This is a genomic window from Mesorhizobium sp. WSM4836 (assembly GCF_055811815.1).
Genome location: NZ_JBVVQF010000020.1, coordinates 18,847 through 32,749, shown reverse-complemented (window position 1 = coordinate 32,749; position 13,903 = coordinate 18,847). Strand labels below are relative to the sequence as shown.

General features: G+C 61.9%; 12 protein-coding genes. 8 read left to right on the top strand and 4 right to left on the bottom strand.

Annotated features, from left to right (window positions below; genetic code table 11):
- Nucleotides 1-17 precede the first annotated feature (17 nt).
- The 6 genes from AC0L2P_RS22140 (at nt 18) to AC0L2P_RS22115 (ending at nt 7,492) form a co-directional block, all read left to right on the top strand.
- Nucleotides 18-1,280, top strand: a complete 1,263-nt coding sequence (locus AC0L2P_RS22140; protein ID WP_473504008.1) for an N-acetylmuramoyl-L-alanine amidase — start codon at nt 18-20, stop codon at nt 1,278-1,280.
- A 214-nt stretch (nt 1,281-1,494) separates the two neighbouring features.
- A complete protein-coding gene (locus tag AC0L2P_RS22135) occupies nt 1,495-3,951 on the top strand; it encodes a penicillin-binding protein 1A (RefSeq protein WP_473504006.1) in 2,457 nt (818 codons plus the stop codon).
- Nucleotides 3,952-4,117: 166 nt separating this feature from the next.
- A protein-coding gene (gene prfB, locus AC0L2P_RS22130; protein ID WP_473504004.1) for a peptide chain release factor 2 occupies nt 4,118-5,249 on the top strand; the annotation gives its coding sequence in 2 pieces (ribosomal slippage) (nt 4,118-4,183 and nt 4,185-5,249; 1,131 coding nt in all).
- Between the two features lie 470 nt (nt 5,250-5,719).
- Entirely contained in the window at nt 5,720-6,106 is a 387-nt protein-coding gene (locus AC0L2P_RS22125) for a hypothetical protein (RefSeq protein WP_473504003.1), read from the top strand.
- A gap of 195 nt (nt 6,107-6,301) precedes the next feature.
- A complete protein-coding gene (locus tag AC0L2P_RS22120) occupies nt 6,302-6,670 on the top strand; it encodes a GFA family protein (RefSeq protein ID WP_473504001.1) in 369 nt (122 codons plus the stop codon).
- A 174-nt stretch (nt 6,671-6,844) separates the two neighbouring features.
- The gene (locus AC0L2P_RS22115; RefSeq protein ID WP_023679922.1) at nt 6,845-7,492 is read left to right on the top strand and encodes a YiaD family glycine zipper/OmpA-like lipoprotein; all 648 of its coding nucleotides are present in this window, start codon (nt 6,845-6,847) and stop codon (nt 7,490-7,492) included.
- Between the two features lie 90 nt (nt 7,493-7,582).
- On the opposite strand, the gene AC0L2P_RS22110 is transcribed toward AC0L2P_RS22115, so the two are convergent.
- The gene (locus AC0L2P_RS22110; RefSeq protein ID WP_473503999.1) at nt 7,583-7,855 is read right to left on the bottom strand and encodes a DUF2798 domain-containing protein; all 273 of its coding nucleotides are present in this window, start codon (nt 7,853-7,855) and stop codon (nt 7,583-7,585) included.
- A 48-nt stretch (nt 7,856-7,903) separates the two neighbouring features.
- Complete coding sequence (locus AC0L2P_RS22105) at nt 7,904-8,782, bottom strand: NmrA family NAD(P)-binding protein (RefSeq protein ID WP_473503997.1); 879 nt, start codon at nt 8,780-8,782, stop codon at nt 7,904-7,906.
- Between the two features lie 120 nt (nt 8,783-8,902).
- On the opposite strand from AC0L2P_RS22105, the gene AC0L2P_RS22100 reads away from it, so the two are divergent.
- The gene (locus AC0L2P_RS22100; protein ID WP_473503995.1) at nt 8,903-9,796 is read left to right on the top strand and encodes a LysR family transcriptional regulator; all 894 of its coding nucleotides are present in this window, start codon (nt 8,903-8,905) and stop codon (nt 9,794-9,796) included.
- 26 nt (nt 9,797-9,822) lie between these two features.
- Here the strand turns inward: AC0L2P_RS22100 and AC0L2P_RS22095 are convergent, their stop codons facing one another.
- Complete coding sequence (locus AC0L2P_RS22095) at nt 9,823-10,065, bottom strand: YjiS-like domain-containing protein (RefSeq protein WP_473503993.1); 243 nt, start codon at nt 10,063-10,065, stop codon at nt 9,823-9,825.
- Nucleotides 10,066-10,240: 175 nt separating this feature from the next.
- Here AC0L2P_RS22095 and AC0L2P_RS22090 point away from each other — a divergent pair, with 175 nt between their 5' ends.
- Nucleotides 10,241-12,253: a BTAD domain-containing putative transcriptional regulator gene (locus AC0L2P_RS22090; protein WP_473503991.1), complete on the top strand. Its 2,013-nt coding sequence runs from the start codon at nt 10,241-10,243 to the stop codon at nt 12,251-12,253.
- A gap of 41 nt (nt 12,254-12,294) precedes the next feature.
- Here AC0L2P_RS22090 and AC0L2P_RS22085 read toward each other — a convergent pair whose 3' ends face one another.
- The gene (locus AC0L2P_RS22085) at nt 12,295-13,872 is read right to left on the bottom strand and encodes a DEAD/DEAH box helicase (protein ID WP_473503989.1); all 1,578 of its coding nucleotides are present in this window, start codon (nt 13,870-13,872) and stop codon (nt 12,295-12,297) included.
- Nucleotides 13,873-13,903: the final 31 nt, after the last annotated feature.

The following is a 13,903-nucleotide window of genomic DNA, read 5'->3' as shown; positions in this document are numbered from 1 at the left end:
GAGCGACTGGTAGAAAGATGGGACTGGCAGGCTTCGCAGACAAGGGCCGTCAGCATGGAGGCCGGTTCTTCCGCACCGCCTGCCTGCTGCCGCTGATCCTGGCTTGCCTGCTTTTTTCGCCGCTTTTGCGTGCTGCCGACGCACCGCTTGGTGCCACAAGCTACAAGATGGCCGGCGATGCCACTAAGATGCGCATCGTCATCAATTTCGACCGCGAGCCCGACATCAAATGGTTCCTGCTGCGCGGCCCCAATCGTCTGGTCGTCGATCTGCCGGCCACGAGATTCGCCCTCAATGCCAGGGATGTGAAGCCGCGCGGCCTTGTCCGCGCTGTGCGTTACGGCGAGCTCGGCGAGGGGAAATCGCGGCTGATTCTCACCGGCAAGGGACCGTTCGCCGTCGACAATCTCGACGTGCTCAAGAACGATGACGGCAACGGCTACCGCATCGCCATCGATATATCGGCGGCGTCGCAGCGGGAATTCGATGCCGCTCTCGCCAATCAGGCGCTGACCACCGGCTCGACGGTCTCCGGCGACAAGGCCGGCAGGGTCGGTACCGGGCCGGTCTCCAATCCGGGCCATCGTTTCACCGTCGTCATCGATCCGGGCCATGGCGGCATCGACGGCGGCGCCGAGGGCCTGAACGGTACGGTCGAAAAAAACGTGACGCTCGCCTTCGCCATGGAACTGCGCGACAAGCTCGCCACCGGCGGCAAATACGATGTGTTCCTGACGCGTGAGACGGACGTGTTCCTGCGGCTCGACGAACGCGTACGCATTGCCCGTCAGCATGAGGCCGACCTGCTCATCTCTATCCATGCCGACACGATCAGCCTCAAGGGCATTCGCGGCGCAACCGTCTACACCGTGTCCGACAAGGCTTCCGATCCCGAGGCGCAGGCGCTTGCCGACCGTGAAAATCTTTCCGACCAGTTCGCCGCCATGGAGATCAAGGACGACAGCAAGGAAGTGACCGATATCCTGGTCGACCTGATCCGCCGCGAGACGCACAATTTTTCGATGAGCTTCGCCCATACTCTCGTCGGCCAGCTTTCCACCAGCGTCGGTCTGATCAACAACCCGCAGCGTTCTGCCGGCTTCAAGGTTCTGAAGGCGCCGGACGTTCCATCCGTGCTGGTCGAACTCGGCTATCTGTCGAACGCCAAGGACGAAGCGCAGTTGCTCAGCGCCGATTGGCGCAACAAGGCGACCCAGAGCATAACCAACGCCGTTGCATTGTTTGCTTCGGCCAGGAGCGGAACGGGGGCTGGAGGCTGAAATGCCCGCCGGCGTCCACAACCTGAAGCGGCGTTGCACGGCGACAACACCGTGTGCTTTTATTTCCGGCATTCGAAACCGAAATTCCACGCTGCCGTATTTTGCCCACATGGTCGCGAGATGGGTTTTGCGATTACGGTTTGGGATCGTCCCGAAAGCTTGCGCGAAGGGCGGCTTCGATTAGGAAATTCCCGAACCAAGGACTGGAGCGGGTATGATTCGTCTCATTGGCTATTTCTTCGGCATCGGCACGACGCTGGCCCTTTTGGTCGCGGCGGGCGTGGCGATCTATATCGGCCATTTGTCGAAGGACCTGCCCGACTACGAGGTGCTGGCCAAATACGAGCCGCCGGTGACGACCCGCATCCACGCGTCGGATGGCGCGCTGATGGCCGAATATGCGCGTGAGCGGCGGCTTTATCTGCCGATTCAGGCAATCCCGGATCGAGTCAAGGCGGCCTTCCTGTCGGCCGAGGACAAGAATTTCTACAACCACCCCGGTATCGACGTGACCGGTCTTGGCCGCGCCATTGTCGTCAACCTGCAGAATGTTGGCTCGGGCAAGCGCCAGGTCGGCGCCTCGACGATTACCCAGCAGGTGGCGAAGAACTTCCTGTTGTCTTCGGACCAGACCTACGAGCGCAAGATCAAGGAGATGATCCTCGCCTTCCGCATCGAGCAGGCCTACTCGAAGGATCGCATTCTCGAGCTCTATCTCAACGAGATTTTCTTCGGCTTCGGCGCCTATGGCGTTGCCGGTGCTGCGCTCACTTATTTCGACAAATCGGTGAACGAGCTCACCGTGGCCGAAGCCGCCTATCTCGCCTCTCTGCCAAAGGGGCCGAACAACTATCATCCCTTCAAGCATACCGATCGCGCCTTGGAGCGCCGCAACTGGGTCATCGACCAGATGGTCGAGAACGGTTACGTCACACATGAAGAAGGCGAGAAGGCCAAGGCCGAGCCGCTCGGCGTCACACCACGCCGCACCGGCAACTATCTCTTCGCCGGGGAGTATTTCACCGAGGAAGTGCGTCGCCAGATCATCGCGCGCTATGGTGAGAACGCCCTCTACGAGGGCGGCCTTTCCGTCCGCACGACGCTCGATCCAAAGATGCAGCTGATTGCCCGCAAGGTCATGCAGAACGGCCTCATGAAATTCGACACGCTGCGCGGCTATCGCGGGCCGGCCACGAGCATCGACATTTCCGGCGACTGGGGCGTGCCGCTGGGTAACGTCAAGCGATTGGAAGACGTGCCGGAATGGTCGCTCGCCGTCGTGCTCGACAGCTCGGCCACCGGCCTGTCCATCGGCCTTCAGCCGACGCGCCAGATCTCCGGCGAAATCGTCAAGGACCGCGTCGAAGGCACTGTCAGCAAGGAAGACATGAGCTTCGCCATGCGCCACGTGGTCGACGGCAGGACGGTCAAGGCGAAGTCGCCCGCCGACGTGCTGAAGCCGGGCGACGTGATTTTCGTGCAGAAGAACGAAGGCTCGGATACCAGCTACAGCTTGCGCCAGGTTCCCGAAGTGGAGGGCGGCCTGATCGCCATGGATCCGCATACCGGACGCGTCCTGGCCATGGTCGGCGGTTTCTCCTACGCGCAGTCGGAGTTCAACCGGGCGACGCAGGCCATGCGCCAGCCGGGCTCGTCGTTCAAGCCGATCGTCTATTCGGCCGCTCTCGACAATGGCTATACGCCCGCCTCCGTGATCATGGACGGGCCGATCACCATCCAGAGCGGCAACACGACCTGGACACCCAAGAATTACGACGGAACGGTGGCCGGCCCGGCGACGTTGCGCTCCGGCATCGAGAAATCGCGCAATTTGATGACGGTGCGGCTTGCCAACGACATGGGCATGAAGCTGGTCGTGGAATATGCCGAGCGTTTCGGCGTCTACGACCATCTGGCGCCGTATCTGCCGATGGCGCTGGGATCCGGCGAGACGACGGTGATGCGCATGGTGTCGGCCTATTCGATCATGGCCAATGGCGGCAAGTCGATCAAGCCGTCGCTGATCGACCGCATCCAGGACCGCTACGGCAAGACCGTCTTTAGGCAGGACGAACGCGGCTGCTCGAACTGCAACGCCGCAGAATGGCAGAACCAGCCCGAGCCGGAGCTGGTCGACAACTCCGAGCAGGTGCTCGATCCGATGACGGCCTACCAGATCACATCGATGATGGAGGGCGTCGTGCAACGCGGTACCGGCGCCACCATCAACGAACTCGGCCGTCACATCGCCGGCAAGACCGGAACGACCAACGACGAAAAGGATGCCTGGTTCATCGGCTTTACTCCGAACTTGGTTGTCGGCCTCTATATGGGCTACGATCAGCCGAAAGGTCTCGGCAAGGGCGCGACCGGCGGCGGCCTTGCCGCGCCGATCTTCAAGGATTTCATGCGCGTGGCGCTGGATGGCACGCCCAATGTCGACTTCAAGGTTCCGGAAGGCATGAAGCTGATTGCGATCAACCGCAAGACCGGCATGCGGGCCAATGAGGGTGATGCCGGGACCATCATCGAAGCCTTCAAGCCCGGTACCGGTCCCGCCGATAGCTATTGGGTGATCGGCATGGGTGCGGACGGCTCCAACGCCACCGGCGGGGCACTGTCGCCGCAGGCTGATCAGGCCATTCAGTCGGGCGGCGGCGGGCTCTACTGACAATCGTTACATCGGTCGGGCCGGCTTGACGATCATCGTCGAGCCGGCCCATCCCGCTTTGTAGCGGCCGGTGCTTTACAGGGGCGGGCGCTTTACAGGAGACGGTGCCGTCCCTATGTATCGCGCCACCAAACCGTCATCCAGCAACAGGACAGAACAGTCAGCCATGCGCGCGGAAACGCAAAATACTGTCGACGAGATCAGGCAGGCGATCACCCTGCTGAGGAGGCATCTTTGACTGGGACCAAGCCATAAAACGGCTTGAGTACCTGAATGTGCGTGCCGAGGATTCAAGCCTCTGGAACGAGCCGCTGGAAGCGCAAAAGCTGATGCGCGAGCGTCAAGGCCTTGAGGAAGGCATTGCCGCGGTCAAAGGCCTCACCCAGGCGCTGGAAGACAATATCGGCCTGATCGAGCTTGGTGAGGAAGAGGGCGACGAGGGCGTCATCGCGGAAGCCGAGGCGGCGATCCGCTCGATGCGCGGCGAGGCCAAGGCGCGCCAGATCGAAACGCTGCTGTCGGGCGAGGCGGACGCCAACGATACCTATCTGGAAATCCATGCCGGTGCCGGGGGCACCGAAAGCCAGGATTGGGCCTCGATGCTTCTGCGCATGTATACGCGCTGGGCCGAGCGCCGGCGCTTCAAGGTCGAGGTGCTGGAAGTGCATGACGGCGAAGAGGCCGGCATCAAGTCCGCCACGCTGCTGATCAAGGGCCACAACGCCTATGGCTGGCTGAAGACGGAATCCGGCGTGCATCGTCTCGTGCGGATTTCGCCCTATGACAGCAATGCGCGCCGCCACACCTCCTTCGCCAGCGTCTGGGTCTATCCCGTCATCGACGATACGATCGACATCGACGTTTCCGAATCCGACGTCCGTATCGACACGTACCGCTCCTCGGGATCAGGCGGCCAGCACGTCAACACCACCGATTCGGCGGTCCGCATCACCCATCTCGCCACCGGCATCGCGGTCGCCTGCCAGGCGGAGCGCTCCCAGCACAAGAACAAGGCCAAGGCCTGGGAAATGTTGCGCTCGCGGCTTTATGAGGAAGAGCTGAAGAAGCGCGAAGCGGTGGCGAACGCCACGGAAGCGTCGAAGAGCGATATCGGCTGGGGCCACCAGATACGGTCCTACGTGCTGCAGCCCTATCAGCTGGTGAAAGATCTGCGCACCGGCGTCGAGAGCACCAGCCCGTCGAGCGTGCTCGACGGCGACCTCGATGATTTCATGGAAGCCTCGCTGTCGCAGCGGATCGAGGGTGGCGCCGGAGAAACGGTGGCCGACATCGACTGAGGCCGCCGGACGCTAATCCGGCAGGGATCGATTCATCACGCGAGAGTTACGGCCATCGCGCGAGAGTGACGAGCTCTCAATGTGCACTTACCTGTCGTTCTACAACTTTGTTTTTCATCTAATTTTTCAAAATCGATTTCCGCTTCTGATGTGGCTGCCTCGGGCCTGCCGGTGCCAGGCCTGGAACCAGCGCGAGCCAAAGCCCGTTATTGGCGATCCCGCTGCCGGGGTTGACCAGGGTTCGTCAATCAGGGCGGCAGGTTGGTTCCGACTGCAGAGGTCGGCGTTCGGTTGCGACAGCAATTCCTTGCGCCAACCAAGGAATCAGCCCAGCATTCATGCGCTGGGGAGGAAAAAAGCATTTATGGCCGGACGCGGCGTATCTGCGACCTGACGATCCGGCCACTGGGAAGACACGTTCCGAGACGGGCAAGCGAGATGCTTGACAACCGTTGATAGGAACTGCGCTCATGCCTGCTCTCACAACCAGACCGGCCCCAGTCGCCCGCACGGCGCGCCGACTCCTGAATTCACTTGTCGCGGCAGTGGTTTTGATAGCTGCCGCCATTCCATTTGCAGCGTCTGCTCTGGCGCATGATGCCAAGCCGACCGCGGCCATGCCGCAAGGCTGGAGTTATCCCTTCTCCTGCTGCTCAGGCTATGATTGCCGCGAGGTCTCTCAGACATCGATCAGTGAACGTCCCGAGGGCTATGTCATCAAAGGAACCGGGGAAGTGGTGGCCTATAGCGACAAGCGGATCAAGAATTCGCCCGACGGCGAATATCATTGGTGCTCCGTTGCCGGTGCTAACGATGGAAAGACCATCTGCCTGTTCGTGCCCCCATCGTCCTTTTAGCGCATGACGCCCAAAAGCTTGCCCTCGGGGTGACACCGAGGGGGCAGCGGTTTTGGATCGATTCGCCTTCGATAGGCACTCCAGCACTTTTACCTGTGCATCGCAGGCTCACAGATCGCTGACAGGTAGTTGTCAGGAGCGTTTCTTTATGCTGCCTTTGCCGTACCGGGCGGCGGCATTGTGAGGGACCAATCTATGACAATCAAGGCAAGCTGCCACTGCAGGGCGACGACATTCGAGGTTTCGCAAGCACCGCAGACAGTGACGCTATGCACCTGTTCCTTCTGTTCGAAGCGCGGTTCGTTATGGGCCTATTACACCCCATCGCAATTCAGACTCACCAGCCCGCCGGAGAATGTTTCGTTCTACCAGTGGGGATCGAAAACCATAAAACACGGTTTTTGCGCCACCTGCGGCTGCGGCACCTTCACCGAGACGCCGGACTGGTCGACAGGCGAGCCGAATTTCGACAATCCGAAGATCAGCGTGAACTCGCGGCTGTTCGACGATTTCGATCTCGACAAGGTCGAAGTGGTGGTCATCGACGGCAAGAATCTCTGGTAGCCGGTCGAATTGCGGCGGTCGCGCGAGCCGCTGCAGCCGTGTGGAATTGAGCCGGGGAAAGCCGCGGCAAGGGGTTTTGCTGGTCCGCTTTTCGCCGCATTTCATGTTACAAGTCGCTGGAAGGGCTGATGCGGTGCGCCGTTGCGCGGCCGTGGAATGGAGAGGGACCACCATATGAAAAAGATTGTGCTCGCCGTCGTGGCGACGGCCGTGCTCGTGAGCGCATGCACCACCGACCCCTACACCGGGGAACAGAAGGTTTCCAACACCGCTGCCGGCGCCGGTCTCGGTGCTTTGGCAGGTGCCGGGCTCGGCATGCTTGCCGGTGGCAACGACCGCCGCAACGCGCTGATCGGCGCGGGCATCGGCGCGCTTGCCGGCGGCGCCATCGGTGCCACCATGGACCAGAACGAGGCCGAACTGCGCCGGCAGCTTCAGGGCACCGGCGTCAGCGTTACCCGCACCGGCGACCAGATCATTCTCAACATGCCGTCCGACATCACCTTCAACGTCGACCAGGATGCGGTGAAGGCCGGTTTCTATCCGGTGCTGAATTCGGTGGCCCTTGTACTGAAAAAGTTCCGGCAGACCACCGTCGACGTGTTCGGCCACACCGACTCGACCGGCGGCGACGAGCACAATTTCGACCTGTCGCAGCGCCGCGCCTTGGCGGTCGCCAACTATCTGTCCGGACAGGGCGTCGATTCCCGCCGCTTCGCCGTCACCGGCTTCGGCAAGACGCGTCCGATCGCCTCCAACGCGACCGCTGCCGGCCGGGCTCAGAACCGCCGCGTCGAGATCCAGCTGTCGCCGCTCACCTGAGGCAAGCGCACGAACCGGGGGCGGCCCCGCAAGGGGCCGGTCTGATGGTTATGTCGGACTGCCGGCCGCCGGCGCCCTTCGTCCGTGATGTCAGGACCGGGCCGGCTGATCGACGATCGCGGCAACGATCCGGCGGACGATCGGAAGCACAATCAGCAGACTGGGAAACGCGACAAGCCATGAAGCGCCCCACGCATAGCTCCAGGCCGCTATAAACCCGTTCGTCCAGCCTGCGCCGATTGCCGTCGAAACCGCCGAGACAATCGAGGACATCAGAATCGAAAGAACCAACGGCGTCACCACCGCGCCGTAGGAGGGCGGCAGCTTTCTCAATTTGAAAGCTCGGTCCGGTGATGCTTGCATCGAAATCTCCCAATCAGAAAATGTGCGTACATACTGTTGTGAGGACGATCAGGCGGCATATGCCGTCTGCAGCGCCAATTCCCGAATGAAACTTCGCAGCGAACGCGGCTCTCGGCCAAGCGCGGCACGCAACGCCAGGCTGTTCCCGCCGAGGCCGTATTTGGCGTAGTGGCTGTGTACCTTGGCCAGCATCTGCAGCTGGCGGTCGGTATAGGGAAGGCGGGCCTTCGCCGCCCAGTCCTGAAATGTCGGCTCGCCGGCTGAAATGGGCCGGCCAAGCGCTTCGCTCATCATAGCAACGACCTCTTCGCGGTTGTGCATACCGTCGGCGCACAGCTCGAGGGTCGCATAGGACAAACGCGCTTCGGTCAGTGCGATCGCCGCCACTTCAGCCACATCGCGGTAGTCGACGCGGGCGAGCTTCGCCGTCCTTGGAAACGGCTCGGCGAAAACGCCGTGCTCGACTACGGACGGCCAGGCCGCCGCGATATTTTGCATGAAATTGGCCGGGTGCAGAATGGTGTATTCCATATTCGTCGAGTAGAGGGCAGCTTCGACGGGCACCTTGCTTGCATGGTTTTCCAGTCTCGTATTGGTGGGCTGGATCACCGACGAAAAGACGAACTTTCGAACGTCTGCTCGCGCCGCCGCCTCAACCATGGCAACCCCCATGGCGGCTTCGTCGGGAGCAAAGGCCGGTCCGATGTGGAAGACACCGTCGACGCCTTCGACGGCCTGTTCAAGGCTCTGATGGTTGCGCAGATCTCCGATCGCGATCTCGGATGCGCCGGCTTTCCGGGCTTTTTCGGCACTCGCGGCGTCACGAACAAGCGCCCGAACCTTGGCATTTCGGCGGACGAGTTCAGGCACCACCAAACCGGCAACTCGGGCTGCGGCGCCTACGACCAGCACGGTTGGACTTCGCATGACGATCTCCTTCCCTCGAGTCTGCCTTTCGGCCTCTGCAGGGAAGATAAAATCTGGCGAACTGCGTTACAATTCATCCATTTTGCGATAGTTTATCCCGATTTTCGGGAGAAATAAGCGATGAGCCGGATAGATGATTTCGAAGCCTTCATTGCCATTGTCGAGCATGGCAGCCTGACGGCTGCCGCACGCCGGCTGAACCGCTCGCTGCAGTCGGTCAGTCGGTCCCTGGCGACATTGGAGGAATCAATCGGGGTCGAGCTTCTGCACAGGACGACACGCCGCTCGACGCCGAGCGAAGCCGGAGCGGCCTTTTTCCAGCGCATCAAACCGGCCGTCGAGGAAATTAACGAAGCCAGGCTTCAAGCGGCCAATCGACGGTCGGAGCCATCGGGCATCCTGCGCGTGAGTGCCCCGGTTCTGTTCGGCCCCGACTTCCTCGTGCCAGTTATCGCCGACTATATGCGGACATATCCCCAGGTCGAGGTTGACCTCCAGCTTTCCGATGAATTTGTCGACCTTGATACCGAGGGTCTCGATCTGGCGGTAAGGATCGGCAATTTGCCGGATTCCAATTTACGTGCGAAGCGCCTGGGGGCGCTGCGGCGCGTGATGTTCGGCGCACCTGCCTACTTCCAGCAACACGGCCGACCGGCCCATCCGCTTGAATTGCGTGAGCATGAATGCATCGTACGAACCGTTGACGGCCGCCCAGGCAAATGGGTGTTTCAGATTGAAGGCAAGCCCAGACCGGTGAAGGTTACGGGCACCTTCCGGTCGAATTTGATGATATCGATCTATGCAGCCGCGGTTCACGGATTGGGTTTGGGCTACTCGCCGCTTTGGCAGGTAAAACACCTGGTGGACGATGGTCGCCTGGAACTCGTTCTAACCGAATTCGAGCCAGTGCCGGTGCCGATACACGCCGTGTGGCCGGAAGGCAGATCATCCTCGGCCAAAGTCCGCGCTTTTCTGGACCTGCTGGCATCCCGCCTGGAACTCAAGAACCTTTAGGGCCTAGACCAAACTGAACGCCGATCTTACCTCATCGACATCAAGTTCGTGATCAGAACCGCCTCGGCGGCGTCGAGTGCAGGCTGATGGGCCTCCGAATGACCAATGTCCTTCAGCTGATCGGTCGTCAAATCTGCCAGTGCCCTGCGTCTCTCGACGGTCCGCCGCCATCCCGTGAAGGCGGCGATCATCATTGCTGCACCTTTCAGGCTAGACCCAAGCAAGCGTTTGGACATGCTGCGGGCGGCGCGAGTTTCCGTGTGAGCCATTGTTCTGGTCTCCCATTTCGAGTTTGCGGATGGGAGCGTGCCACGCAGGCGTTTTCGGGCTGTTCGGCTTTGCGTGAACAACTGGGAGCAGTCCGGCGATCCGCCGTTAAATCGGTGTTAAATCGATCCGCCGAGATGCTATTCTGTCGCTACGGTCAAAGTCTGGAGACGATTTGTGCGCATCCGGTTGCTTGGTGGCCTGGAGGTTACTTCCCCGGAGCACCGGCCCGTCCGGTTCGCCACGCGCAAGACTTCGCTTCTTTTTGCTGCTCTGGTTCTCGCAGGCCGCCGCGGCCATCGTCGCGAGCAGCTTTCCGAAGCCTTTTGGCCGGGGCGAAGCAATGGGCAGGCCCGCAATAGTCTGCGGCAGGCGCTGGTCGACATCAGGCGCTCGTTCCCGGCCAGCCCGGAGGCAACCGTCTACATCGATGGGGATCAGGAAACGGTCGCGCTTATTGCCGGTCCGGATGAGGCGGACATCTCGATCTTCGACCGGAAATTGGAGCAGGGCCGAACCGCCGATCTCGCCTTCGCCGCCGATCTCTACCGCGGTGAGTTGCTTGCCGGGCAAGCCATCCCTGACGAACTGGACGAGTGGTTTGGACCGTATCTGAGCAAGTATCAGCGCAAGGCGCTGCAATTGGTCGATCGACTGAGCCTGGCGCTGCCCGCACCCGGCTCAGTGGAAGAGACGGCCTGCGAAGGGCTCGCGGAGAGAATGCTCGCCTCGGATCCGACGGCGGAGGCAGCCCATCGGGCGCTGATCCGGATCCACGCTCATCGAGGCCACGAAAACGCGGCCTTGCGCCAGTTCGAGCTGTGCCGGGCAGCTTTAAAAAAACATCTTAATGCCGAGCCTGAGGAGCAGACAAGCTCATTGGCGGCTTCTCTGCAGTCCCGGGAACGAACCGAACATCAGCGGCCGGAGCCAAGCTCTGGCGCCGCATCCCTGGCGCAGGTTCTGGCAGTTCCGACGAGGCGCGACGACCAGCCATCGATTGCGGTGCTGCCGTTTCAGAATCTAAGCGGTGATGTCGAGCAGGAATATTTTGCCGACGGCATGGTGGAAGACATTGTCACCGCCTTGGCTCACTTTCGTCACCTGTTCGTAGTCGCACGGAATTCGAGCTTCACCTACAGGGGACGGTCCGTAGACATAAAGCAGGTCGGACGTGAGCTGGGCGTGCGCTATGTGGTCGAGGGAAGTGTTCGCCGGGCGGGCGACCGCCTGCGCATCGCCGGGCAGCTCATCGACACCTCGACGGGGGCCTATCTCTGGGCCGACCGTTTTGACGGAGCGCTCGCCGAAGTGTTCGATCTGCAGGATCAGGTCGCCTCGAGCATTGTCGGCGCAATCACACCGAAAATGGAGGAGGCTGAGATCGAGCGTGCCAAACGCAAGCCGACAGAAAGCCTCGACGCTTATGACTACTATCTCCGCGGGCTGGCGGCCTTTGACCGGACGATCACTAGTAGATCGGCCATTGACGATGCCTTGCGCCTCTTCAGGAAGGCGATCGACCGTGACCCGGAGTTTGCTGCAGCCTATGCGCGGGCGGCGCGGTGCTACGCTACCCGAAAAAGCAACGGCTGGATGGTCGACCGCGCAAAAGAGAATGCCGAGGCTACTCGACTGGCCAGGAGGGCGGTCGAACTCGGAAGGGACGATGCGATTGCGCTTTCCTTCGGTGGATACGTGCTCGGCTACGTCGGTGGCGACCTTGACGACAGTGCGGCTTGCATCGATCGCGCGCTCGTTCTCAACCCGAATTTAGCGGCCGCGTGGGGCCTAAGCAGCTGGGTCAGGGCTTGCTTTGGTGAACCGGGCAAGGCCGTCGAGCACGCCGCGCTTGCCATGCGCCTCAGCCCATTGGATCCACGCCTGTTCGCCTGGCAATTCAACACCGGGCTCGCTCATTTTTGTGCCGGCCACTACGATGACGCCGTCGCTTGGGCGGGAAAGTCGCTGCGGTACCAACCAAACTACGTGAGCGCGATGCGTGTAGTGGCGGCGACTCATGCCCTTGCGGGGCGCCTGTCGGAAGCGCAGCAGATGATGGCCCGGGTCTGCGAGGTCGATCCCTCGCTGCGGCTTTCGAATCTCGCCGAGGTGCTGCCGCCGTTTTATCGACCGGACGATCGCAGCAGATATATCGAAGGTCTTCGCAAGGCGGGCCTGCCGGACTGACTCGCGGCAATGCTTCGCGTGGGACGCGCGGGCGTGCAGTATCAGACCTTGGCGACGATCCGCATGAAGGCCGGCATGTCGTCGCCGAAGCCGACGGTCGCGTCATTGTCTTCCTGGCGCTGGCGGGCAGGGCGCTCGCGCTGCGGCCTGGTGTCGCCGCGTTCCGGCGCGCGCCGTTCGTTGCGATCGGGCGAAGCTTTGCGTTCGCTGTTTTCGGAGCGGATCGCCTCCTTGCGGGTACGCCGCTCGCCGATCTCGGCGACGGCGGCTTCGGCCACGACCGGCTGGTCCTCGCTGACCGCTTCCGGCGTCGCTTCCTCGCCACGCTTGGCGTGGCGTTCACGCGGTTTGCGCTCGCCCCTGTCCTTGGCGTCGTCCTTGCGGCCGGCGCGGCGTGGCGCACCGCGGCCACGGCGCGGGGCCTCATCCTCGCCGCCCTCGCTGGCGACGACCGTCGACAGGTCGCCGTCATGCCACTCGATCTTGGTGCCGATCAGCCGTTCGATTGCGTCGATGTATTTGGTGTCCGACTTGGTCGCGATGGTGAAGGATTTGCCCGAGCGTCCAGCGCGGCCGGTACGGCCAATGCGGTGGACGTAATCCTCGGCGTGGATCGGCACGTCGTAATTGAAGACATGGCTGACATCGGGAATGTCGAGGCCGCGCGCCGCGACGTCCGAAGCAACGAGGTAGCGCAGCTTGCCGTCTCGGAAATTGGCCAGCATCTGCATGCGCGCGCGCTGGTCCATGTCGCCGTGCAGAGCGCCGGCGTCGAAATCATATTTCAGCAGCGAGCGGAACAGCTCCGATACTTCGATCTTGCGGTTGCAGAAGATGATGGCGTTCTTAAGGTCGGCATCCTCGGCCTTCATCAGATTGCGCAGCGTCTCGCGCTTGTCCCAGGGTTTCGGGCCGGATTTCACCAGCCGCTGGATGATGTTGATGGCGGCCGACGCTGCCTTCGACACTTCGACGCGCACCGGCGCGTGCAGGAATTTCTCGGTGAGCTTGGTGATCTCCGGCGGCATCGTCGCCGAGAAGAACAGGGTCTGCCTGGTGAACGGGATCATCTCGCAGATGCGCTCGATGTCGGGGATGAAGCCCATGTCCAGCATGCGGTCGGCCTCGTCGATGACGAGGATCTCGACGCCATTGAGCAGGAGCTTGCCGCGCTCGCGATGGTCGAGCAGGCGGCCGGGGGTCGCAATCAGCACGTCGGCACCGCGCTCGAGCTTCTTGTCCTGCTCGTCGAAGGACACGCCGCCGATCAGCAGCGCAATGTTGAGCTTGTGGTTCTTGCCGTATTTGACGAAGTTTTCCTCGACCTGCGCGGCGAGCTCGCGCGTTGGCTCGAGGATCAGCGTGCGCGGCATACGGGCGCGGGCGCGGCCCTTTTCCAGCCGGGTAAGCATCGGCAGGACGAACGACGCCGTCTTGCCGGTGCCGGTCTGGGCGATGCCCAGCACGTCCTTGCCGAGCAAGGCGTGCGGGATGGCACCAGCCTGGATCGGCGTCGGCTCGGTGTAGCCGGCATCGGTAACTGCGGAAAGGACCTTCGGCGACAGGCCGAGGTCTGCGAAGGTCAACGCTTCTTGAGCGATCTGGGTGTCTGAGGACAAGTTTGGCTGTCTTTGGCTGGTTCGGGGGCGC

Excerpts from the sequence above, each read along its gene's own strand:
- AC0L2P_RS22140 (WP_473504008.1), top strand. The coding sequence starts at position 18 with ATGGGACTGGCAGGCTTCGCAGACAAGGGCCGTCAGCATGGAGGCCGG.
- AC0L2P_RS22135 (WP_473504006.1), top strand. The coding sequence starts at position 1,495 with ATGATTCGTCTCATTGGCTATTTCTTCGGCATCGGCACGACGCTGGCC.
- AC0L2P_RS22125 (WP_473504003.1), top strand. The coding sequence starts at position 5,720 with ATGCCTGCTCTCACAACCAGACCGGCCCCAGTCGCCCGCACGGCGCGC.
- AC0L2P_RS22120 (WP_473504001.1), top strand. The coding sequence starts at position 6,302 with ATGACAATCAAGGCAAGCTGCCACTGCAGGGCGACGACATTCGAGGTT.
- AC0L2P_RS22115 (WP_023679922.1), top strand. The coding sequence starts at position 6,845 with ATGAAAAAGATTGTGCTCGCCGTCGTGGCGACGGCCGTGCTCGTGAGC.
- AC0L2P_RS22110 (WP_473503999.1), bottom strand. The coding sequence starts at position 7,855 with ATGCAAGCATCACCGGACCGAGCTTTCAAATTGAGAAAGCTGCCGCCC.
- AC0L2P_RS22105 (WP_473503997.1), bottom strand. The coding sequence starts at position 8,782 with ATGCGAAGTCCAACCGTGCTGGTCGTAGGCGCCGCAGCCCGAGTTGCC.
- AC0L2P_RS22100 (WP_473503995.1), top strand. The coding sequence starts at position 8,903 with ATGAGCCGGATAGATGATTTCGAAGCCTTCATTGCCATTGTCGAGCAT.
- AC0L2P_RS22095 (WP_473503993.1), bottom strand. The coding sequence starts at position 10,065 with ATGGCTCACACGGAAACTCGCGCCGCCCGCAGCATGTCCAAACGCTTG.